This window comes from Akkermansia sp. UNK.MGS-1 (assembly GCF_000980515.1).
GTDB classification, from domain to species: Bacteria; Verrucomicrobiota; Verrucomicrobiia; order Verrucomicrobiales; family Akkermansiaceae; genus Akkermansia; species Akkermansia muciniphila.
In genome coordinates this window covers 1-21,604 of record NZ_LBCB01000001.1, presented here as the reverse complement: position 1 = coordinate 21,604, position 21,604 = coordinate 1, and the positions used below count along the sequence as shown (strand labels likewise).

Genomic DNA, 21,604 nt, shown 5'->3' with positions numbered 1-21,604 from the left:
CCTTACGGCAGAGCGTCTTCGCCGTCCGGCTCCAGAGGGAGAACGGAAGGCAGCGGAAGAACAACGTTGGCAGGCAGGGGGGCCTTGCGCTGGAGCACTCTGGGAGCCAGGGCCTCGCTTGTCTCATAAGCCCCGCGGAACATTTCCAGCTTGGCGTCCAGATTGTCGATGTAATGCAGGGCCACCGCCTCCGGCGTCTTGGGAAACACGGGAGAACCGAAGGCAAGTTCCCCGTGATGGGACGCAATCAGGTGCAGCAGGTGCATGCGCACGTCCGGTGAAGGAGGGTCCAGCGTCTTCCAGGAATCCGCCTCCGGAAGGGACATGATGCGCTTCCACAAATTGTTGACCAGTTCAATGCCCAGCGGAATATGGCCCAGCAGTTCTCCGGCCTCCGAATAAGGCATCGTAAAATCCTCCTTCGGGTAGCAATTTTCCCACAACTTCCCGCAGTCGTGGAACAGACACCCGGCCAGCAGAAGGTCACGGTTCAGCTCCGGATTCGCCTGGCAGACGGCAGAGGCCGTGCGCATCATCCCCGCCACGTGCTCCACCAGTCCGCCGCGGCGGGCATGATGGTAAGTGCGGGCGGCGGCGGCGCGCTGGAGGCGTTCCCCGAACTGCTCAATGAATTCAATGCACAGGGCGCGTATGCGCGGATCATTCATGCCCTTGATGAACATGCAGATTTCCTTCAGATCAGCTTCCTGCTTTTTCTTCAAGGTTCCGGAGCCGGCCAGAAAGTTTTCCTTTTCCTGTTCGTCCAGCAACCGCACGTCCAAATCGGCAACTTCCATGCCGAACCCTCCCTTGGCCCATTGGCCGCGCAGGCTCACAAAACTGCGGAGGGGCAGCGAAGCAAGCGTCCGGAACCAGGGTTTATCCTCCCACACCTTCAATCCCATGGTCCCTTCCGCATCGGCAAAAGACACATCCAGATACGGCTTGTTGCCTTTGGTCATCTTCTGCGCGCATTGGGCAATCTGGGCAAAAACTTCCGCTTCAACCTGGCCTTCTGCGGCCAGCTTGCCCAATTCCATGAGACTGACTTGTTCCATGCGTGCCATCTTGCCCCTCTTCCCTCCATCCGTCAAGAAAACGCGGGAGGACTACGATAATAAAAAAAGGAAACCGCTTATTTTCCCAATATTCATATGGACTAAATAATCCAATGACGGTTTTCTTAACAAGAAATCAGTAAATTAAATACATAACCTGACAAAATGATAAACGCCGTGACCGTTCCGAAGAAAATACCGATCAACTTCCAGGTCATCACTTTTTTGAGAAGGGCGGCTTCCGGAAGGGAAAGTCCTACTGTCGCCATCATGAATGCAATTGCCGTTCCGATTGGTACTCCCTTTGCGACAAATACCTCGATCACCGGAACAATAGCCGCAGCATTTGCATACATGGGTACCGCACAGATGACAGCGACAGGCACCGACCACCAATTTTCCCGGCTCATGGATTCTTCGAAGAATCCGGCAGGCACATAGCCGTGCACTGCCGCCCCAATGGCAATGCCGATTACCACGTACAGGGTCACTCCCTTGACGATTCCCCAGGCATCGCGCATGATAACGGGCAATTTGCCCATGAAGGGTGTCTTTTTCCGTTCCCAGTCATTGCTCTCTGCATTCGACTGAACCAGCAAGTCACGTATCCAGGGAGACAAATAACGTTCTAGCTTGAATTTCTCCAGGACTATACCCCCGACCATGCCCAACAGGATGCCGGAAACAGCATAGATCACCGTAATCTTGATACCGAATGCTCCGAGGAATATGGCGATCGCCACCTCATTAACCAAAGGAGACGTAATCAGGAAGGCAAACGTCACCCCCAAGGGAATGCCACCCTTCACAAATCCGATGAACAAGGGAATGGAGGAACAGGAACAAAATGGCGTCATGGCTCCGAACAGAGCCGCGAAGAAATATTGAAGCCCGTAAAGCTTCCTCGTAATCAGAAATACGCGGATGCGTTCTACAGGGAAATAGGCGTTTACCACCCCCATGATGAGGCTGATCGCGTATAACAGGAAAAGAATCTTGACCGTATCGTACACGAAAAAGTTGACCGCCTCCCCCAGTTGTGTGTGGGGAGTAAATTCCAACATCTTGTAAACCAGCCAGTTGGCAAAATCTTGAATCATATAATAAGAAAGGGTAATGTAGAAAGAATCAAACGAGAAGAATCCGGCTGAACAGCCAGTACCCGCCAAGCAACAGGAAGAACCATCCCGTCACAAGTTTCATGATTTGCTGGATTTTAGGCATGTGGCGCACGGCAGCAGCGGCTTTCTCCGCACTGAATGTCAGCAGTAAGGCAAATGCGACCACGGGCAGGGCCGTTCCTATGCCGAACAGGGAAATTCCTAATAGGGAACCAGTGCTCCCAGCCTGTATGGACAAAGGGACAGCCGTTCCGAAAAACAGCGCCGCCGAAGGAGGGCAAAGAGCTAGGGCGAACAGAAAACCTAGCGCAAACGCCCCCCAGATGCCGCCTTTAGCCATAAGGCTTTGAGCTGTTGCCTCTCCCGGTTTTTTCCCTAGGGAAAAGAACGGGATGAACCCCAGAAGGATCAGCCCTGCCACCATCATCACCGGGCCCAGATACACCGGCAGTTCCTCCTGCATCCAGAATGACAACATGGGGACCGATGCCAAGCCCCGGCTTACCAACCACCCGATCAGCACATAAGCGCTCACACGGCCCAAAGTATAGAGAAGTGAGGCGATGGCTGATTGATGACGGGAGCCGATGCCACGGGAAATGAATCCCACAGCGGCAATATTCGTTGCCAGGGGACAAGGAGAAACGGCTGCCGCTACGCCTATAGGCAGCAGAGATAAAAGAGGCCAGTCCATCACGGAAAATATTAGAAGGAAGGTAAACGTTCAATGAGCGTCATCCAGTGCTTTCCGGATGCTCTGAACCACATATTCCTTGAACTCCTGTTCATTACCACTCAAGTCCCAGATGCGATCCAGATCCACCCAGCGCGTTTCCTTGCCGTCCTTCCAATCCTTGAGAAGCAAAGATTTGGTTGTCAATTCATACTTGCCAACGGCGTCCTTGTCGGCGGGAATGGCGCGGAAAGCCAACTTGCCTTCCTTAAGCTGAATCGGAAAATTCTTTTCGATCGCCTCCTTCGTCCATGTCTCCATACGGATGCAGGTTGGGCATCTCGCCCCATATTCGTAATAAACCGCCTCTACCCCGGATTTCATCGTCACAGTTGTGGCGGCTGGTTCTTCACGGTTTTCAGCTCCCTGGTGGTTGATAACTTTGACGATGGCAAGCAGGATGAGCAGGGCAACCATCCAGACTACAGCCTTTTTCCATCCGGAGCATCCTTTGGATGCCTCACTGCTGCAACAGCTCCCTCCGCAACATGATACCTCTTTCGCATGAGAATCATTTTCTTGAGGTAACGCAGATTCTGCTACGCCGGAACAACAGCAGGATTTCTGCCGGGAAGAATCAGCCTGAATGGTCTCTTGAAGAATCTTCTTGATTTCATCCTTGGATGGAACTCTCCCCGAAACAAATACCTTGCCATCCACAGCCAACGCCGGGGTCACGAGTACCCCCGCTACGGCAAATTGCATGGCATCCGTCACTTTTTCCAGAGAAGCGTCCAAATGGAGTTCCTGCATGGCTTGCTTCGTCACATCCGCCAGTGCAGTGCACTTGGCGCATCCCGGTCCGTAAACGACAATGTTGTTCATGGTATTATTGATTTAGATTTTGAAGAATATCAAAGTGTTTGTGTAGAAATCAGAAGAAACTAGAGTATCATGTCCTTATCTCCGCAGAATGGGACTTTCCTTCAAACAGTCTAATACCTGGCGAAGGCACGGACAACACAGGGAATAATACACATTCTTCCCCCGCTGTTCACAAGAGAGCACACGATTGTTCTTCAACACATTCAAGTGGCTGGAAATCGTGGACATATCGCGCCCGGAATCTTTTTGCAGTTCGCAGACGCAGCGTTCCCCATCCAGAAGCATCTCCACGATCATCAAACGGACGGGATGCCCCAATGCCTTGAATACACCGGCAAGAGGTATCAGATCCTTGACGGAGGAAGCCGGGAGCGAAGAATGTGTACAGGAGCAATCAGGCATAAACGATGGATTCATTATTTTGAAAAATATAAAAATGTAAATCTATTTTTCGTTACGTCCATGGCGCGCCGCGCAAACACGGTATCCTACGGCAACAGCCTTGAAAACTATCCCCATGCTGGACAGGTCAATTCCCTTCCGATATGCTCGCTTGCATATTTTCCCGCCACCGCCATGCTGCACATCGGATGCCATCTTTCCTCCGCAAAAGGCTATGAAGCCACGGGCCGGGTTGCCCTCTCCATCAGCGCCAATACTTTTCAGTTCTTCACCCGCAATCCGCGGGGGAGCAAAGCCAAAGCTATTGACGAACAGGATATTGCCCGTTTTCTGGAATTAGCGCGGAACAACGGATTCGGAACGCTGCTGGCACACGCCCCCTACACGCTGAACCCCTGTTCCGCAGACCCCGGCGTCGCCCGTTTTGCGGCCCAGGTGCTGAAAGAGGATCTGGAACTCATGGAACATCTGCCGGGAAATCTTTATAACTTCCATCCCGGCTGCCATGTAGGTCAGGGAGCGGAAAAAGGCATTGAACTGGTGGCGGGCCAATTAAACGGCGTGCTTTCTCCGGAACAAACGACCATTGTTCTGCTGGAAACCATGTCCGGCAAGGGAAGCGAAGTCGGCCGGACCTTTGAAGAACTGGCCGCCATTATGGAGCGGGTGGACCTGAAGGACAAGCTGGGCGTATGCCTGGATACCTGCCATGTTTATTCCGCCGGATATGATATTGTCAACGGGCTGGATTCCGTACTGGAACATTTCGACGCCGTGCTGGGCCTGGAACGCCTGCGCGCCATCCACCTGAACGACAGCATGACGCCCTTCTCCTCCTTCAAGGACCGCCATGAAACCATCGGCAAGGGTTCCCTGGGAGAACAGGCCTTCATCAACATCATCAACCATCCCGTTCTGCGGGAATTGCCCTTCTTCCTGGAAACGCCCAGGGACGACGCCGGGCACGGCGAAGAAATAACGTGGCTGAAGGAACATTACCGCAACTGAACCGCCGCCAAGGGGCACCCATACTGATTGAACTCCGGTCTTTCTCCCGGAGAAAAAGCTTGCATCCGCTTCGGATACAGGATACACAAGCCTCATAAGTTAGTTTGAGCTAATTTCAATATCTGGTTTCCAAGGAAGAACCCATCCGATTTTTATGAAAGAAATGCGCATCGCGAAAATAACAGGGCGTGAAATTCTGGATTCACGCGGCAACCCCACCATTGAGGCGGACGTTTATCTGGAAGGAGGCGCCGTAGGCACGGCGGGCGTCCCCAGCGGAGCTTCCACCGGGGAACACGAAGCCTGGGAACTCAGGGACGGCGACGCAACCCGCTACCAGGGCAAGGGAGTCACCAAGGCCGTAGACAACATCCGCAACATCATTGCTCCGGCCCTGATCGGTCTGGAAGCCACGGAGCAAACCACGGCGGATGCCCTCATGAACTCCCTGGACGGCACGTTCAACAAAGCCAAACTGGGGGCCAACGCCATTCTGGGCGTTTCCCTGGCGCTTGCCAAGGCTGCGGCGGCCCAGCTGCACCAGCCCCTGTACCGCTACCTGGGCGGCCCGAACGCCAAGGTTCTGCCCGTCCCCATGATGAACATCATCAACGGCGGCGCCCACTCCGACGCGCCCATTGACTTCCAGGAATTCATGATCGTCCCGTCCGGCGCTCCCACCTTCCGGGAAGCCCTGCGTTATGGCGCGGAAGTTTTCCATGCGCTGAAATCCGTTCTTCATGACCGCGGCCTTTCCACCGCCGTGGGCGACGAAGGCGGCTTCGCCCCCAGGCTGAACTCTGCGGAAGACGCCCTGGATTGCATCGCCCAGGCGGTAGACAAGGCCGGTTACCGGTTCGGGGAGGACATTTCCATTGCCCTGGACGTGGCTTCCTCCGAATTTTATGAACCGGAATCCGGGCTGTATGTTTTCAAGAAATCCGACGGCAGCCGCAGAACCGCCGCAGAGCTGACGGACTACTATGTGGAACTGAAGAAAAAATATCCCATCGTCTCCATTGAAGACGGCTGTGCGGAAAACGACTGGGACGGATGGAAAACCCTGACGGAAAAACTTGGCAAAAGCACTCAGCTTGTCGGAGACGATCTCTTTGTCACCAACGTGGAATTCCTCAGAAAAGGCATTCATCTGGGCGTGGGCAACTCCATCCTGGTGAAGGTCAATCAAATCGGCTCGCTGACGGAAACGCTGGACGCCGTGGAACTGGCTATGGGCAACCGCTATACCGCCGTTATTTCCCACCGTTCCGGAGAAACGGAGGACGCCACCATCGCGGACATTGCCGTAGGAACCAACGCCGGACAAATCAAAACCGGCTCTTTGAGCCGTTCCGACCGTATGGCCAAATACAACCGCCTTCTCCGGATTGAAGAAGAACTGGGAGAATCCGCCCGCTACGGCAACGGATTTGGCCTGTTCTGACCTTTTTGCTGGAACTGGTATCAAGCAACGCCAACCCCCGGCCGCCGCGAGGCGGTGCGGGGCTTTTTCATTCTCCGGAGGAAACTGCATCCTTTTCTTTGGAACAAAATATGCCATGCTGGCCTTTTGGATTCCTCCCTGCCGACCAGTTTCCCGTTCCGCGCCATGTCTGCCCGCTTCTTTCTGCCCGCACGCCTTCCGCTATGCGCGGGACTGTTGTATCTGGCGTTGCCCCTCCTCCTTTTTCTGCAGGGATGGGTGCATCTGGCCTTTTCCGCGCCGCTTTGCGCCGCACTGGCATGCGGGCTGTACGTCTGCGCCCGGCATCTTCCGGCACAAAGGCTTCCGTTAAGCGGGCGCAGATTGGCCGCGCTGGGTCTCCTCTCCTTCTTCTGCCTGATGCTGGTGCTGTTGTGCGGATTCACGGGCCACTGCCAGCAACATGCGGATTTTATCATCCGCAATGCCGTTTATGAACGCCTTGCAGCAAATTCCTGGCCCCTCGTCACGGAGGACGGACATCATTTCATCTACTACCTGGGCCATTGGCTGCCTCCGGCTCTGGCGGCTTCTTTCTGCCCGGCATCATGGGCTCCCTGGCTACTGGCCCTGTGGACCTTTCTTGGGCTGGAACTGGCGCTGCTGGCGGCAACCGTCCGCTGGGGAATCCGGAAGACGGCCCGCTGGGCACTGATACTCCTCTGCCTCGGCTCTCCGGCAGCGGTGCCGGACTGCCTGGGAATTCCCCTCTCCTCCCTGTTTGCGGAATACCATGCCCAGATGGTCCTGTTCATCGGCATGCCCGTCCAACTCTTCAACACATTCAATCACGCCGTTCCGGCGCTATTGTGCGCCGTATTCGTCCTGACGCGCTCCCTGCCTCCCTCCGGGTATTATCTCGCGGGAACTCTTCTGCTGCCGTCCTCCCCGCTGGGCGCCCTTCTGCTCCTTCCGTATATGGCGTATGAAACCCTGTTCCGCCTCCCGGCGGCACGGAAACCGCTTTCCCGTCTCCGTTCCCTTCTGGGCCAGCCGGTTTTCTGGCTCGCGGCCCTGTGCACGGCCGTCATGGCCGTCTTTTATTCCCATTTGGACGGAGGAGGGCAATTCTCCTGCCTGTTTGATGCAAAATATGCGGAAATTTACCATTACGGGCAACAGCGGCTTCTGCTCCATCCCGATTCCGTCAAATACGCCAGCTTCCTGCTGGCCCTGGCCCTGGGGATACTGCTGCCGGGGGCGCTCCTCTTCCCAAAATGCCGGAAAAACCCGTTGTACTACATCACGCTGGGCATGATGGCAGGCAGCCTCTTTTTCCGCACGGGCATCATGAACAATGAACTTCTCTTTAAAGCTCCGGCCGTCCTCTATCCCTTCCTTTCCCTGCTCTTTCTCCGGGCCCTCCGCCGGGGAGACGTGAAATACCGGGCCCTCCTGATTCTTTATCTCGTTTTTTCCGCCCTCCCGAACCTGCAATGCATCATGGAAAAAGCGGAAACATTCTCCACCCGGGCGAGCATCATGCGGAAACATTGGCAAACGGCCGGCGGCACGCCTGACTGCCCGGGCACCCTCATCCGCCGCCAGTTCATGAAAAAGGACGGCCATCCCCTTCCCTCCTGGCTATTCAAAACCGGAATAAAACCACAATCACGGCAACAATAATCAATCCAGGCTGATGCCGAATATATCCGAAAGGGAACCGGCATCCACATCCAGTGCGTCTTCTCCTCCGGGAACGGGTTCCGGAGCTTTCGGAATCAAAACGGAGGAATCCATTCCGCGCAGGGTGAACAACAACTCCGGCTGCTTATCCAGCATCACGCCGAAAGCGTACAGGACTGCGGCCGCATGCTTGCACAAATCCGCCCAATCCGGACAGGAACAGGAAAAACGCCACTCTTCCGGCGCGGGAAACAGGCCGCCTTCCGGAGCGCACAGGATTTCCAGCAGCTCGGGAGACAAATTCCCTTTCAGCAGATCAATCCAGGAACCAATCTGCCCGGCGCATCGTGCGCGCAGCCGGGCAAGCGCCTCTTCATCCGGGGGGGAGGCCTGGATGCAAACCTCATACAAATGTTCACCCATCACCAGAGCATCGATGCGGCCGGGAACCGTTTTAAGGTCCAGAACACAGCCATAGCGCAGGTAGGTCCGGCCGGGGGCCAGCCGCATCCCGTACACCTCGCACGCGGACAGACTCTTCATCCATTCCTTCCCCCAGAACCTTTTCGCCAGGGTACGCCCGGAAACCGTTACGGGGCGCAGTTCCATCCCCTCCGCAGCCAGTTTCGCCGCCTTTTCCTCCGCGCGTTTCCGCAAATCTTCCCGTTTCAGAGGCATTTCGTCATCCATACGCACGGCATCGTAATAACATATCCGCCCCCATCCGCCACAGGGAAAAGACAGCCATGCTCCGTTTCTCTCTTTTCCGGCTCCACTCCGGTTTTCCAGGCATGCGGATTTTTCCCAGTTCCGCGGAATCTGCCTCCATTACCCATTTCAGGCTTTCAAAACGGAAGCTCCTGGGGCACAACATGTGGGTCATGTGGAAAGGCAGATTTTCTAAACCCACCGCTGATCTGGTTCAACGCTACGGCGAATCCGTCTCCTACGACTGGAGGCTTTTCCGCCAGGACATTGCCGGATCCATCGCCCATGCGCGGGCCCAGCTCAAGGCTGGCCTGCTTTCGCAGGAAGAATTCAACGCCATTGAATCCGGCCTGAAAGACATCCTGAAAGACATTGAAGCAGGCAACTTCTCGTGGAGCCGGGAACTGGAGGACGTGCACATGAACATTGAAAGCGAACTCACCCGGCGCATCGGCGCTCCGGGCGCCAAGCTGCATACCGCACGCTCCCGCAATGACCAGGTAGCTACGGACACGCGGCTTTACTGCCGGGCGGAAATCGATGAAATTTTGGGAAAAGTGCGCCATCTGCAGCGCGCGCTGGTCATGAAGGCGAAGGAATACGCAGATGCCATGATGCCGGGCTATACTCACCTGCAGCGCGCCCAGCCCGTCACCATGGGCCATCACCTGCTGGCTTACGTGGAAATGCTGGACCGGGATGCGGACCGCCTCAAGGACTGCCGCAGGCGCCTGAACGTCTCCCCGCTCGGTTCCGGAGCCATCGCCGGTTCCACCATCTGCCTGGACCGCCACGGAATTGCCGTGGAACTGGGTTTTGACGCAGTTACAGAAAACTCCATGGATGCAATTGCCGACCGGGATTACATCATGGAAATACTTTTTGACCTGGCCGTAGTCGGAGCCCATCTCTCCCGCATGAGCGAGGACGTCATCCTGTGGTGCACGGCGGAATTTGGCTTCGCTTCCTTGTCCGACGCCTATACGACAGGTTCATCCCTGATGCCCCAGAAAAAAAATCCGGATGTCGCGGAACTCACCCGCGGAAAAACGGGGCGGCTGTACGGTAACCTCACCGCCGTCATGGTGGCCGTCAAAGGGCTTCCCCTGACTTACAACCGCGACCTCCAGGAAGACAAGGAACCCCTGTTCGATTCCATTGATACGGTTAAACTGGCCTTGGACGTCAATGCGGAAATGATAGCCGCCATGACGGTGAACACGGCCAGGGCCAGGGAAGCGGCGTCCGATCCCATGCTGCTGGCCACGGACTTGGCGGATTATCTGGTGCGCCGCGGGGTCCCCTTCCGGAAGGCCCATGAGCTGGTCGGGAAGGCAGTCGCCATGAGCATCTCCACGGGTACGCCGCTCAACAAGCTGAGCGATGAACAATTCGCCTCCATTTCAAATGCATATGGAACAGACGCGCGCGACGTATTTGAATTGACAAAAGCCTTCGCCCAGCGTACCAACCCGGGGGCTCCCAATTCCGACAACACCCGCCGCCGCATCGCCTACTGGGAAGGCATCCTTTCCAAGTAACGCCGCCTGCGGAGGCGGACGGGAACGAAGAGAGCCTGCCGTCCGTCTCCGCGGGGCGCCTCCGGGTGCAGGAAGGGGACGCTTCAACCCCGCCGGCGGCGGCCACAACCGCAGCCGGCCAACCATCCCGGCAGCCATGTTCAAACCTGCTCTTCTCTCCTCTCTCAAAACTTATACCAAACAAACCTTTCTGGCGGACCTTTTTGCGGGACTGACCGTCGGTGTAGTAGCCATTCCGCTGGCCATGGCCTTTGCCATCGCATGCGGACTCTCCCCAACCCAGGGCCTCATCACCGCCATTGTGGCCGGGTTCCTCATCTCCCTGTTCAGCGGAAGCAAATATCAAATAGGCGGCCCCACCGGAGCCTTCGTGATCATCATCATGGGCGTCCTGGAGCAATACCACGCATCCGGCCTGCTGGTCTGCACATTGATGGCGGGCCTCTTCCTCATCATCTTTGGGTTCTGCCGCATGGGGGCGCTCATCCGCTTTATTCCATTCCCTGTCACCACAGGGTTCACCTCCGGCATCGCCGTGGTAATCTTTTCCACGCAAATTAAAGACATCTTCGGCCTCACCATCACGGAAAAAATTCCCGGAGAGTTCATTGAAAAATGGGCGTGTTACTTCCATTACTTCCACACCATCAACTGGGCGGCGCTGGGGCTGGCCGCCGGCACCGTAATCATTACCCTGCTGAGCCGCCGCTTCTGGCCCAGAATACCGGCCATGCTGGTGGGCATGCTGGGCATGACGGCCGTTTCCGTGGCGTTTTCGTTGCCTGTGACAACCATCGGGCAAGCCTTCGGCAGCCTCCCGAATACGCTCCCCCTGCCCTCCCTGCCCAGCATTGACTGGAGCACCCTGGGGGCGCTGACGGCCCCTGCTTTCACCATCGCGCTGCTGGCGGCGATCGAATCCCTGTTAAGCGCCTCCGTAGCGGACGGCATGACCGGAGGGCGCCACAAGCCCAACATGGAGCTGATTGCACAAGGTATCGGCAACATCGGATCCGCCCTGTTTGGCGGCATTCCGGCCACCGGAGCCATTGCCCGCACCGCCACTAACATCAAGGCTGGAGCTAAAAGCCCGGTTTCCGGTATGATTCACGCCCTGACCCTGCTGGCCATTCTGATGGCCTTTGCCCACTATGCCCAGCAGATTCCCCTGGCTGTCCTGGCGGGCATTCTGACGGTAGTGTGCTACAACATGAGTGAAATACACACGTTCAGCCGTCTACTGAAAGGGCCCAGGCAGGATGCGGCGGTGCTGGTAATCACCTTCCTGCTGACCGTGTTTGTGGACCTCGTTGTAGCCGTGGAAGTAGGCGTGGTGCTGGCCGCCCTGCTCTTCATGGGCCGCATGGCCCAAATCAGCGATGTTTCCGCCATCAAAAACGAACTGCTGGAAAATGATGAGGAAGATGATGGAAACCGCTCTGCCGCCAAGCTGGACATCCCGGAAGGCGTGGAAGTTTTCGACGTGAAAGGTCCCTTCTTCTTCGGTGCCGTGGAGCAATTCAAGGACCAGGTTCTGGAAACGCTGGAACATGATACCAAGGTGGTTATCCTGCGCATGCGCCTGGTTCCCGCGCTGGACGCCACCGGCCTGAACGTCCTTTCCGACTTCTGCCACCAGTGCCGGGAACACGGTTCCACTCTGCTGGTTTGCGGCGTGCAGCCCCAGCCTCTGGACGTCATCCGCCACGCGCCCTTTTACCGGGAGCTGAAACGCTACAATATCTGCGAGAATATTGACGCCGCCCTGAACCGGGCCCGCAAAATCATCAACGGCCCTGCGCCCAAACACCTGTAACAGCGGCCGTTCCCCCGTGCGGTCAGGGAGCAAGACCTCACTCTGCCTTATTCACGGCCTTCCGGTACGGGTGAGGCTGCTCCTGCTGCAAACAGCCAGAAATAACAACCTCGGGGAAAATGAGGGAAGGCCCCTTGCATTCCCTCATCCGGCTCATCTCCGGGAATCAGGCGGCACAATACGGCCTGTTAACTCTTATTGGGCCTTCCGGCAAAACAGGATGCCCGAGCATGGATCAACGGGCCCCGCAAGCCCGTTCCCGGTAAAGTGAAATAGCCTCGCATGCTCACGAAAAGCAGAAACGCGCTGCACTCCGAACCGGCTCCGTCAGCCGGGAAAGCGGAACCTGTTGAATTGCGCAGCTAAATACTCCAATACGGCACGGATAAGTTCCGTTAACAATCCGCCGCCTGCTCCTCATAGCGGGAAAGAAGGAAGTCCAGGTCTTCCAGCAGAGACTGGCAGGAACGGTCCCAGCGCTTCCTTCCCCGGAGAGCCATCACGCATTCCTTCCTGCCTGTGAAGCAATACCTGGTAATGCCATGCCCCCGCAATTCCTCCACTTGCTTTTTCAGCTCGCAGGCAAAAAACAGCCAGAACGGCACGCTGCGGGCAATCTCCGCGACGCAGACCGTCATGGGCGGCATCTCCTCCCTAAGCTCCCTTGCAAGGTGTTCCAGGCCCACTTCTGTGAGCATGCGGCGCAGACGCGCATACAGCTCGGACACCTTCATGACGGACAAATCGCACTCATGCTCCAGATAATAACGCACGGAAGCCAGCAGGTCTTCCTTGAACGGAAGGGTTGTTCCGGCACGCCGGGCAGCGTGCTCCAAAGCATCCGCCAGCCATTGTTCCCCGTACTCGGTAATCAGGCAATCACCAAGCTTGAGCAACGGTCTGTTGTTTCGGAAGCCGATCATGGAACAGGAAATTTAAAGAATGGGAAGCTTGCGCTGCAGGGGATCAATAAGCGTCTGGTGGCGCATCTGCGTAATCTCCTGGATAAACTCCTCCACATTGGAAAACTGGCGGTACACGGACACATAGCGGATATAAGCCACGGGATCTATGGCATACAATTTTTCAATCACCTTCTTGCCAATCTCGCTGGAAGGGACTTCGCGCAAATGGTCGCGGTGCAATTCGGAAATGATCTCTTCCACGGCGCGGTCCAGGCGATCCATGCTGACGGGCCTTTTTTCACACGCCTTTACCAGGCCGCGTAAAATCTTTTCACGATTCAGGGCTTCTCTCAGATTATCCCTTTTGACTACGCGCAACTCCGTGCGTTCAATCTGCTCATAGGTCGTATAACGGTAATCGCACCTCAAACACACGCGGCGGCGGCGAATGGTCGTCCCGTCTTTGGACATACGGGAGTCGATGACCTTATCTTCCAAATGACCGCACTGAACGCATCTCATGGCGCGACCATACTACTACATAACGCATCCATAAAGTAAAAAGTACGCCAAATATAGTACAGTAGACTTGATGATCAATGCTTCCCAAGCAGAACTTCCTGTGAATAAACCGGGGTGAAAATGCCGCAGGTCATGCCCCTGTTCGGTTTCCAGACCGCTCCGCTCCTGTGAATAAGAAAAAAGCCCATGGCCCTTCCGGGAGGAAAAAACGTATTTTTTTAACCTCCTCCCTCCACTAAAAAATACGGCAAGCATTCCGGACCGTACCAGGTCTATTGATTACGGATTCACCATGCCGCCTTGATTAACGACACTGCCCGCAACAGGTCTGGAGCCATTCAGATTCAGCACAGCGCCTTGCTTGACGAAGACTTTGCCCAAATTCACGGCCTTCCCCTCCATACCCTTCAAAGTCATCTCCACCTTTCCGGACAACGTCCAGGAACATTTCAGGGCAGAGGGCAGCACCTGTTCCAATACGACGCGGGCTGCTTCCGCCGTTTCTCCGCCGCCTTCCGCTTGGGTTACATGCACCTCCGCCTGGCCGGACAAACGGACAGGCATGGCTTTTTCCTGAACCGGCGAGGGCTTAATCTCCACGGCAGAACCACCCGGAATATTCCAGGACTGCCGGCCCGCCAGCTGTACATTCGTCCTCAACTGCAAATTTTTCCCCTCCGCCAGGCGAATACCTCCCGGCCCGATTACCAAACGGTCTCCGGAACTTCCCTTGCTCCGGACGATAACAGTCTTGACGGCCGGATCCTCCACACGGATACCAAACAACTTCACCCCCCCTGACACCAGGCTGGGTTTTACGGAAGAAGCTACATTCCACACGCATACGTTCTTCCCCGGCATTTTCCGGTTCATCCACGCGTCCGGAGAACCCAGGGGAAGATCGTAACGACCGCTTCGCACGGAGCCGGTATCCTTCCCGGCCAGCCGGGCGGCTTCATAAGCAAAACGGGCTCCTATGCTGATCTGAGACTGGCCGCTGTAATGCACTCCCATTTGATCTCCTGCGGTCAGTTTGGGAAGATCTCGGGTAGGGGCATAGCCCAGGGATGGACGGGATTCCGCCAGATCCTTCATCACCTGGCGGGTTGTCTTTCCCTGAACTTCCGTATCGCGTCCTTCCAGGCCGCCGGTAAGGTTACCCGTTTCCGGATCAGATTCATTCTTTCCGGCCCAATTGGCATTTTCTCCAAGGACGGCTTTCTGCGCAGCCAGTGCGGACGTATCCCCGTACGGTTTCAGATCTGCCGCCAGATTGCCCAGAAGTTCCAGAAAGCGGGAAGCGCTCTCCGGAACGGAAGTTCCGGCATTGCTTTCCCCCTGCAAATACAAAAGCCCGGCAAACTCCACTTTGGAATACTTGGACCTGTCCACACCCGCACAGGCATTCTTGACGGCCTGCACCAGCGTCCTGTAAGCCTGGCCGTTTTTCCGCCAATGGGAATTGTCGCCGCCGTCCCGGGAAGCTTTCACGACCGCAACGTCCGCATCCTTGAACCATCCATTCTTCTCCAGAGTAAAGGCAAACCCGTATTCCGGCCCCATGCATAAATTGCCGTTATAACGCGGCATAGCAGGCCTTACCTGCTCCCAGGATGTGGAAGCGCCGGGAAACACGCCTTCCCTTTGCCCAAAATTTTCATGCCAGTACAGAGTCTCCTTCGGTTCATACTTTTTTAACAGCTCCGGAGAAGCAGGGCTGCCCTTCACCGCCCCCAGAGAATTGGATTGGCCCGTCAGCAAAAAAATCTTCAATTCTTTTGCAGAACACACGGAAAAAAAGCACAGGAAAAATAAAAAGGATAGAAAACGAATCATTTGAATTGCATTTGCCTAGGGACGACTATAGCTGCCGGAATTTTCTTTTTCAACCGTCAACTATTACCCATAGGAACATGAACAGGGAGATGTAGGAAAAGACCAGCAGTCTTAAAACCCCATTCAAAATTTTCCGAGAAATAATCAGGAAAAATAAAAACCGGAAGAATTATTTTCTCCCGGATTTCTTCAAACAATTTTCTGAATAATAATGACGCAGAGGCGCATGGGCAGTTTCTTTGCTTCCCTTTCCCGCCTCTATCAGGCTTCCTGCCTTCTGCGCCTCCGCATGACCAGCCCCGCCAAACCCAGCAGGCTCCGGGAAGCCGTCGCCGGTTCCGGAACCAAATACGCAGACATGGCAGCCTCATGAAGTATAGCAACCATTTTTTCCCTACGGACAACTCCTTAACTAAGAGAATGTAGGGGGAGAAGAACGGGACCGAGCAAGAAAAGAACAGGCCCCGCGAGTCTGGAGACTGGCGGGGCCTGATGGAAAAAAATCCCGGCGGCGACCTACTCTTGCGGGACCTATCGTCCGACTACCATTGGCGCGGCAGCGTTTCACTTCCGGGTTCGGAACGGGACCGGGTGGGACCACTGCGCTCTGGCCACCGGGCTTCAGGGGGAAGAGGTGATTTTTTCTTCATCCTGCCTGCCCGGGAGCCCTGCTTTTTTGGGGGCTTCTGAGTGAGGGATTTTTTTCAGGGTATGTGTGTGGCGGCTAAGAAGATTTCCGTCCTTTGTGTGGGGAGGGATTCAGCGTAAACTGACATCTGCGTGGCTGGTGGTTGATGAACATGCACAGGTAAATGAGACAAGAGCAAGTTGTCATTCACGACGGGGAGTGATGTAATATGATGAAGTCAATTGGTAATTAGTATCGCTCGGCTCAATACATTGCTGCACTTACACCTGCGACCTATCAACGTGGTGGTCTTCCACGAACCTGTAGGGAAAACTCATCTTGGGAAGGGCTTGGCGCTTAGATGCTTTCAGCGCTTATCCCGTCCGCACTTAGCTACTCGGCCATGCACTTGACAGTACAACCGATGCACCAGTGGTGCGTCAGACCCGGTCCTCTCGTACTAAGGTCTGAACCCCTCAATTTTCCAACGCCCACAGAGGATAGAGGACCGAACTGTCTCGCGACGTTCTGAACCCAGCTCGCGTGCCGCTTTAACCGGCGAACAGCCGGACCCTTGGGACCTTCTCCAGCCCCAGGATGCGACGAGCCGACATCGAGGTGCCAAACCACGCCGTCGATATGAACTCTTGGGCGTGATCAGCCTGTTATCCCTAAGGTACCTTTTATCCGTTGAGCGACGGCAATTCCACTTTCTACCGCCGGATCACTTGGGCCTGCTTTCGCATCTGCTCGACTTGTTGGTCTCACAGTTAGGCGGGCTTATGCCCATGCACTCGACACCCGGTTGCCAACCGGGCTGAGCCCACCTTCGCGCTCCTCCGTTACTCTTTGGGAGGATACCGCCCCAGTAAAACTGACCGGCTGACACGGTCCTCTGGCCGGATTCACGGCTCAGGGTTAGATCCTCCAGTTTCAAAGGGTGGTGTCTCATTGATGACTCGGACGCCCCCTAAAGGGCGTCTTCAGCGTCTCCCACTTACTCTGAGCATTAAAACCGAAGAAACAATGACAGCTTACAGTTAAGGTCTATAGGGTCTTTCCGTCCTTCTGCGGGTAGGCGGCATCTTCACCGCCACTACAATTTCACTGAGCGCCTGGTTGAGACAGTGCCCAACTCGTTTCACGATTCGTGCAGGTCGGAACTTACCCGACAAGGAATTTCGCTACCTTAGGACCGTTATAGTTACGGCCGACATTCACCGGGACTTGGGTTTAGAGCTTCGCCTTGCGGCTAACCCCTTGCCTTAATCTTTCGGCATTGGTCACGTGTCACACCCTATACTTCGACTTGCGTCTTTGCAGAGTGCTGTGTTTTTGATAAACAGTCGGTTGGGCCATTTCTCTGCGGCCTGCATCGCTGCAGGCACCCCTTCTTCCGAAGTTACGGGGCTAATTTGCCGAGTTCCTTAACCAGGTTTCACTCTTACGCCTTGGTATATTCTACCCACCCACCTGTGTCGGTTTGCGGTACGGGTCGCTTAGCATACGCTGGGGCTTTTCTTGGCACTCGATCCAATGATGCGCTGAGTCCGTAGACTCAACTCGGAATTCAATAACCTAGTCATCTTTTCTCATGCGTCCCCCCAGTTTAAGGGTTGCGAGCTCAGGATTATTAACCTGATGTCCATCGCCTACGCCTCTCGGCCTCGGCTTAGGTCCCGGCTAACCCAGGGACGAAACACGTTGCCCTGGAAACCTCGGGTTTACGGCGGCCGGGGATTTCACCCGGCTTAACGTTACTCATGTCTGCATACTCACTTGCATGTGCTCCAGGGTCAGTCGCCATCGCCCTTCGACGCGCATGCAACGCTCTTCTACCACTCTGCCTTGCGGCAAAGTCCAGAGCTTCGGTATAACGCTTGATCGCCAATCATTTTCGGCGCAGGATCACTCGATGAGTAAGCTATTACGCATTTTTTAAATGGTGGCTGCTTCTAAGCCAACATCCTCACTGTCTGTGTAATCCCACATCCTTTCCACTGAGCGTTATTTAGGCACCTTAGCTGCTGGTCTGGGTTGTTTCCCTCTCGACAATGAAGCTTATCCCCCACTGTCTCACTGCCACGTTCCATTGCACGGTATTCGGAGTTTGATAAGGTTTGGTAAGCGGGTGTGCCCCCTAGCCTTGTCAGTGCTCTACCCCCGCGCATCAGCACGTGACGCTGCACCTAAATGCATTTCGAAGAGAACCAGCTATCACGGGGTTTGATTAGCCTTTCACTCCTACCCTCAGCTCATCAGAGAACTTTTCAACGTTCACCTGTTCGGTCCTCCACATGGTTTTACCCATGCTTCAACCTGGCCAAGGGTAGGTCACCTCCGCTTCGGGTCCAGTACCTGCGACTTATTGCGCCCTGTTCGGACTTGCTTTCGCTGCGACTCCGGGCCGGAAGCCCTTAGTCTTGCCACAAACACTGACTCGCAGACTCATTAAACAAAAGGCACGCCATCGCAGATTGCTCTGCTCTGACACTTTGTAGACATACGGTTTCAGGTTCTATTTCACTCCGCTCACAGCGGTTCTTTTCACCTTTCCCTCGCGGTACTTGTTCACTATCGGTCGCCAACTAGTATTTAGCCTTGCGCGGTGGTCCGCGCGGGTTCATACATCGTTCCACGTGTGATGTATTACTCAGGATACCACTAATTCCCACTCTGGATTTCGTCTACAGGGCTTTCACCTTCTCCGGCCAGCCTTTCCAGGCTGTTCTACTATCCAGTATGGTCGAATATGACGTGGTCCTACAACCCCGAAGGAATACCTTCGGTTTGGGCTCCATCCGCTTTCGCTCGCCACTACTTACGGAATCGATTTCTCTTTCTTTTCCTCCGCTTACTGAGATGTTTCACTTCAGCGGGTTTCGCGTTTCATACCCTATGTATTCAGGTATGAACGATCGAGTATTGCCTCGATCAGGTTACCCCATTCGGATATCCCCGGATCATCGCTTGCTTGCAGCTTCCCGAGGCTTTTCGCAGCTTGCCGCGTCCTTCTTCGCCTGTTGGCACCAAGGCATTCACCGTACGCCCTTACTTACTTCATCATATTGCAAAAGCTGTTACCACTTCCACAATACCACAAAGCCCTTTCGTGACTTACTGTATTGTCTCATTGCTTGGTATGCATGTTTATCTTGTGTTTTGTAGTTGTTGTTCAACTACCCACTTTGTTGGAAAGCGATTGCTTCTCAGCAATCGTTTTCTTTGCCACGCAGATGTCAATTTTCGCTTTCCCTCAATAATCGATTTTGCTGGTGGGCCTGACAGGACTTGAACCTGTGACCCCGCGCTTATCAAGCGCGTGCTCTAACCAACTGAGCTACAGGCCCGGCTTTGGGTCTCTTTCCCGAAACTGGTGGAGGCACGGGGACTCGAACCCCGGACATCCAGCTTGCAAAGCTGGCGCTCTACCAACTGAGCTATACCCCCAGTTGCGGTTCTCGGTGAAAAAAGGTCGTCACGCACGTCGTGCCAGGTTTCGCTCCAGGCGTCTGGCTGTTTACACATCTTTGGTTCGTTGCGGGCCCTCGCGGGTTCCGCTTTCTCTCCCCTCGGGAAGAGATCCGACCTGTGCACTTCCGTGCACTTGCTCCATAGAAAGGAGGTGATCCAGCCGCAGGTTCCCCTACGGCTACCTTGTTACGACTTCATCCCAGTTACCAGTCTCACCTTAGGACCCTGCCTCCTTGCGGTTGGCTTCAGATACTTCGGGTGCGACCGGCTTCCATGATGTGACGGGCGGTGTGTACAAGACCCGGGAACGTATTCACGGCGCCGTAGCTGATGCGCCATTACTAGCGATTCCGGCTTCGTGTAGGCGGGTTGCAGCCTACAGTCCGAACTGGGCCCAGTTTTCAGGATTTCCTCCGCCTCGCGGCTTCGGCCCCCTCTGTACTGGGCATTGTAGTACGTGTGCAGCCCTGGGCATAAGGGCCATACTGACCTGACGTCGTCCCCACCTTCCTCCCAGTTGATCTGGGCAGTCTCGCCAGAGTCCCCACCTTCACGTGCTGGTAACTGGCAACAGGGGTTGCGCTCGTTGCTGGACTTAACCAAACATCTCACGACACGAGCTGACGACGGCCATGCAGCACCTGTGTAACGCCTCCGAAGAGTCGCATGCTTTCACATGTTGTTCATTACATGTCAAGCCCAGGTAAGGTTCTTCGCGTTGCATCGAATTAAGCCACATACTCCACCGCTTGTGCGGGTCCCCGTCAATTTCTTTGAGTTTTAATCTTGCGACCGTACTCCCCAGGCGGCACGCTTAACGCGTTAGCTCCGGCACGCAGGGGGTCGATTCCCCGCACACCAAGCGTGCACCGTTTACTGCCAGGACTACAGGGGTATCTAATCCCTTTCGCTCCCCTGGCCTTCGTGCCTCAGCGTCAGTTAATGTCCAGGAACCCGCCTTCGCCACGAGTGTTCCTCTCGATATCTACGCATTTCACTGCTACACCGAGAATTCCGGTTCCCCCTCCATTACTCTAGTCTCGCAGTATCATGTGCCGTCCGCGGGTTGAGCCCGCGCCTTTCACACACGACTTACGAAACAGCCTACGCACGCTTTACGCCCAGTGATTCCGAACAACGCTTGAGACCTCTGTATTACCGCGGCTGCTGGCACAGAGTTAGCCGTCTCTTCCTCTTGTGGTACTATCTTTTTAATTTGCTCCCACATGACAGGGGTTTACAATCCGAAGACCTTCATTCCCCCACGCGGCGTCACACCATCAGGGTTTCCCCCATTGTGAATGATTCTCGACTGCTGCCACCCGTAGGTGTCTGGACCGTGTCTCAGTTCCAGTGTGGCCGGACATCCTCTCAGACCGGCTACCCGTCATCGCCTTGGTGAGCCGTTACCTCACCAACTAACTAATAGGCCGCGAGCCCATCCCCAAGCGCATTGCTGCTTTAATCTTTCGATACTATGCGGTATTAATCCCAGTTTCCCAGGGCTATCCCGCTCTCGGGGGCAGGTTACTCACGTGTTACTCACCCGTGCGCCACTAGAGAATTATTAGCAAGCTAGCAATTCTCTCGTTCGACTTGCATGTCTTATCCACGCCGCCAGCGTTCGTTCTGAGCCAGAATCAAACTCTCCATCAAATTAATTTTTGAAATTGCTGGACCAAATGGAATCTTGCGATTTCATTTGCGCCATGCTTCAGCCAGCTCTTCCTTCAAGTTGTGTCTCTTGAAGACCTCTTCGCTCTGCCTCGCACGGCGCGCGTCACGACCTTTTTTCTTTCCCCTTGCTTCTACCAAACCACCCCTCTCAGAGCCAGGTAGCTCCTTCGGGCTTTTCATCCCTCCGGCACCTCTCGACGCCCTCGGAAAACCCTCGGCGGTTTTCGGTAGTCATTCCCTT

The 21,604-nt window shown here is 55.2% G+C and carries 15 protein-coding genes, 2 tRNA genes and 3 rRNA genes; 5 read left to right on the top strand and 15 right to left on the bottom strand.

Going from position 1 to position 21,604, the window contains the following annotated elements; translation table 11 throughout:
• Positions 1-2: 2 nt before the first annotated feature.
• The 5 genes from WW58_RS12605 to WW58_RS00075 form a co-directional block, all read right to left on the bottom strand.
• On the bottom strand, positions 3-1,058 hold the full coding sequence (locus WW58_RS12605) for a 3'-5' exoribonuclease YhaM family protein (protein WP_180975825.1): 1,056 nt from the start codon (positions 1,056-1,058) through the stop codon (positions 3-5).
• 125 nt (positions 1,059-1,183) lie between these two features.
• Positions 1,184-2,158, bottom strand: coding sequence for a permease (locus WW58_RS00090; protein WP_046434579.1), 975 nt, complete (start codon positions 2,156-2,158; stop codon positions 1,184-1,186).
• Between the two features lie 28 nt (positions 2,159-2,186).
• Positions 2,187-2,873, bottom strand: coding sequence for an aromatic aminobenezylarsenical efflux permease ArsG family transporter (locus tag WW58_RS00085; protein ID WP_046434323.1), 687 nt, complete (start codon positions 2,871-2,873; stop codon positions 2,187-2,189).
• Between the two features lie 30 nt (positions 2,874-2,903).
• The gene (locus WW58_RS12600; protein ID WP_288143375.1) at positions 2,904-3,737 is read right to left on the bottom strand and encodes an MTH895/ArsE family thioredoxin-like protein; all 834 of its coding nucleotides are present in this window, start codon (positions 3,735-3,737) and stop codon (positions 2,904-2,906) included.
• A gap of 75 nt (positions 3,738-3,812) precedes the next feature.
• On the bottom strand, positions 3,813-4,154 hold the full coding sequence (locus WW58_RS00075) for an ArsR/SmtB family transcription factor (protein WP_288143374.1): 342 nt from the start codon (positions 4,152-4,154) through the stop codon (positions 3,813-3,815).
• Between the two features lie 159 nt (positions 4,155-4,313).
• Between WW58_RS00075 and WW58_RS00070 the strand changes: the two genes are divergently transcribed.
• The 3 genes from WW58_RS00070 to WW58_RS00060 all read left to right on the top strand — a co-directional run bounded on the left by WW58_RS00070 (position 4,314) and on the right by WW58_RS00060 (position 8,256).
• Positions 4,314-5,147, top strand: coding sequence for a deoxyribonuclease IV (locus tag WW58_RS00070; RefSeq protein WP_046434576.1), 834 nt, complete (start codon positions 4,314-4,316; stop codon positions 5,145-5,147).
• A gap of 154 nt (positions 5,148-5,301) precedes the next feature.
• A complete protein-coding gene (gene eno, locus WW58_RS00065) occupies positions 5,302-6,591 on the top strand; it encodes a phosphopyruvate hydratase (protein ID WP_022197750.1) in 1,290 nt (429 codons plus the stop codon).
• 165 nt (positions 6,592-6,756) lie between these two features.
• On the top strand, positions 6,757-8,256 hold the full coding sequence (locus WW58_RS00060) for a hypothetical protein (RefSeq protein ID WP_180975826.1): 1,500 nt from the start codon (positions 6,757-6,759) through the stop codon (positions 8,254-8,256).
• Here WW58_RS00060 and WW58_RS00055 read toward each other — a convergent pair whose 3' ends face one another.
• Positions 8,257-8,946, bottom strand: coding sequence for an SWIM zinc finger family protein (locus WW58_RS00055; protein ID WP_022197752.1), 690 nt, complete (start codon positions 8,944-8,946; stop codon positions 8,257-8,259).
• 191 nt (positions 8,947-9,137) lie between these two features.
• On the opposite strand from WW58_RS00055, the gene argH reads away from it, so the two are divergent.
• Complete coding sequence (gene argH / locus WW58_RS00050) at positions 9,138-10,505, top strand: argininosuccinate lyase (protein WP_046434570.1); 1,368 nt, start codon at positions 9,138-9,140, stop codon at positions 10,503-10,505.
• A 136-nt stretch (positions 10,506-10,641) separates the two neighbouring features.
• Positions 10,642-12,321, top strand: a complete 1,680-nt coding sequence (locus WW58_RS00045) for a SulP family inorganic anion transporter (RefSeq protein WP_022197754.1) — start codon at positions 10,642-10,644, stop codon at positions 12,319-12,321.
• 395 nt (positions 12,322-12,716) lie between these two features.
• Here WW58_RS00045 and WW58_RS00040 read toward each other — a convergent pair whose 3' ends face one another.
• The 9 genes from WW58_RS00040 to WW58_RS00005 form a co-directional block, all read right to left on the bottom strand.
• A complete protein-coding gene (locus WW58_RS00040; protein ID WP_022197755.1) occupies positions 12,717-13,244 on the bottom strand; it encodes a hypothetical protein in 528 nt (175 codons plus the stop codon).
• A 12-nt stretch (positions 13,245-13,256) separates the two neighbouring features.
• Entirely contained in the window at positions 13,257-13,748 is a 492-nt protein-coding gene (gene nrdR, locus WW58_RS00035) for a transcriptional regulator NrdR (RefSeq protein WP_012419886.1), read from the bottom strand.
• Between the two features lie 279 nt (positions 13,749-14,027).
• A complete protein-coding gene (locus WW58_RS00030; protein ID WP_219725043.1) occupies positions 14,028-15,539 on the bottom strand; it encodes a sialate O-acetylesterase in 1,512 nt (503 codons plus the stop codon).
• A gap of 306 nt (positions 15,540-15,845) precedes the next feature.
• On the bottom strand, positions 15,846-15,944 hold the full coding sequence (locus tag WW58_RS13805) for a PEP-CTERM sorting domain-containing protein (protein ID WP_163069740.1): 99 nt from the start codon (positions 15,942-15,944) through the stop codon (positions 15,846-15,848).
• A gap of 143 nt (positions 15,945-16,087) precedes the next feature.
• Positions 16,088-16,203, bottom strand: a 5S ribosomal RNA gene (gene rrf / locus WW58_RS00025).
• Between the two features lie 238 nt (positions 16,204-16,441).
• Positions 16,442-19,277: ribosomal RNA gene (locus tag WW58_RS00020) — 23S ribosomal RNA — on the bottom strand.
• Positions 19,278-19,485: 208 nt separating this feature from the next.
• A tRNA-Ile gene (locus WW58_RS00015) sits at positions 19,486-19,562 on the bottom strand.
• A 24-nt stretch (positions 19,563-19,586) separates the two neighbouring features.
• Positions 19,587-19,662 (bottom strand) — tRNA-Ala (locus WW58_RS00010).
• Between the two features lie 168 nt (positions 19,663-19,830).
• Positions 19,831-21,342, bottom strand: a 16S ribosomal RNA gene (locus WW58_RS00005).
• The 16S, 23S and 5S rRNA genes sit together here with 2 tRNA genes alongside, the layout of an rRNA operon.
• Positions 21,343-21,604 lie beyond the last annotated feature (262 nt).

Bases quoted from the DNA above. Each gene is read 5' to 3' on its own strand.
- WW58_RS12605 (WP_180975825.1), bottom strand. From the start codon at position 1,058: ATGGAACAAGTCAGTCTCATGGAATTGGGCAAGCTGGCCGCAGAAGGC.
- WW58_RS00090 (WP_046434579.1), bottom strand. From the start codon at position 2,158: ATGATTCAAGATTTTGCCAACTGGCTGGTTTACAAGATGTTGGAATTT.
- WW58_RS00085 (WP_046434323.1), bottom strand. From the start codon at position 2,873: ATGGACTGGCCTCTTTTATCTCTGCTGCCTATAGGCGTAGCGGCAGCC.
- WW58_RS12600 (WP_288143375.1), bottom strand. From the start codon at position 3,737: ATGAACAACATTGTCGTTTACGGACCGGGATGCGCCAAGTGCACTGCA.
- WW58_RS00075 (WP_288143374.1), bottom strand. From the start codon at position 4,154: ATGAATCCATCGTTTATGCCTGATTGCTCCTGTACACATTCTTCGCTC.
- WW58_RS00070 (WP_046434576.1), top strand. From the start codon at position 4,314: ATGCTGCACATCGGATGCCATCTTTCCTCCGCAAAAGGCTATGAAGCC.
- eno (WP_022197750.1), top strand. From the start codon at position 5,302: ATGAAAGAAATGCGCATCGCGAAAATAACAGGGCGTGAAATTCTGGAT.
- WW58_RS00060 (WP_180975826.1), top strand. From the start codon at position 6,757: ATGTCTGCCCGCTTCTTTCTGCCCGCACGCCTTCCGCTATGCGCGGGA.
- WW58_RS00055 (WP_022197752.1), bottom strand. From the start codon at position 8,946: ATGGATGACGAAATGCCTCTGAAACGGGAAGATTTGCGGAAACGCGCG.
- argH (WP_046434570.1), top strand. From the start codon at position 9,138: ATGTGGAAAGGCAGATTTTCTAAACCCACCGCTGATCTGGTTCAACGC.
- WW58_RS00045 (WP_022197754.1), top strand. From the start codon at position 10,642: ATGTTCAAACCTGCTCTTCTCTCCTCTCTCAAAACTTATACCAAACAA.
- WW58_RS00040 (WP_022197755.1), bottom strand. From the start codon at position 13,244: ATGATCGGCTTCCGAAACAACAGACCGTTGCTCAAGCTTGGTGATTGC.
- nrdR (WP_012419886.1), bottom strand. From the start codon at position 13,748: ATGAGATGCGTTCAGTGCGGTCATTTGGAAGATAAGGTCATCGACTCC.
- WW58_RS13805 (WP_163069740.1), bottom strand. From the start codon at position 15,944: ATGTCTGCGTATTTGGTTCCGGAACCGGCGACGGCTTCCCGGAGCCTG.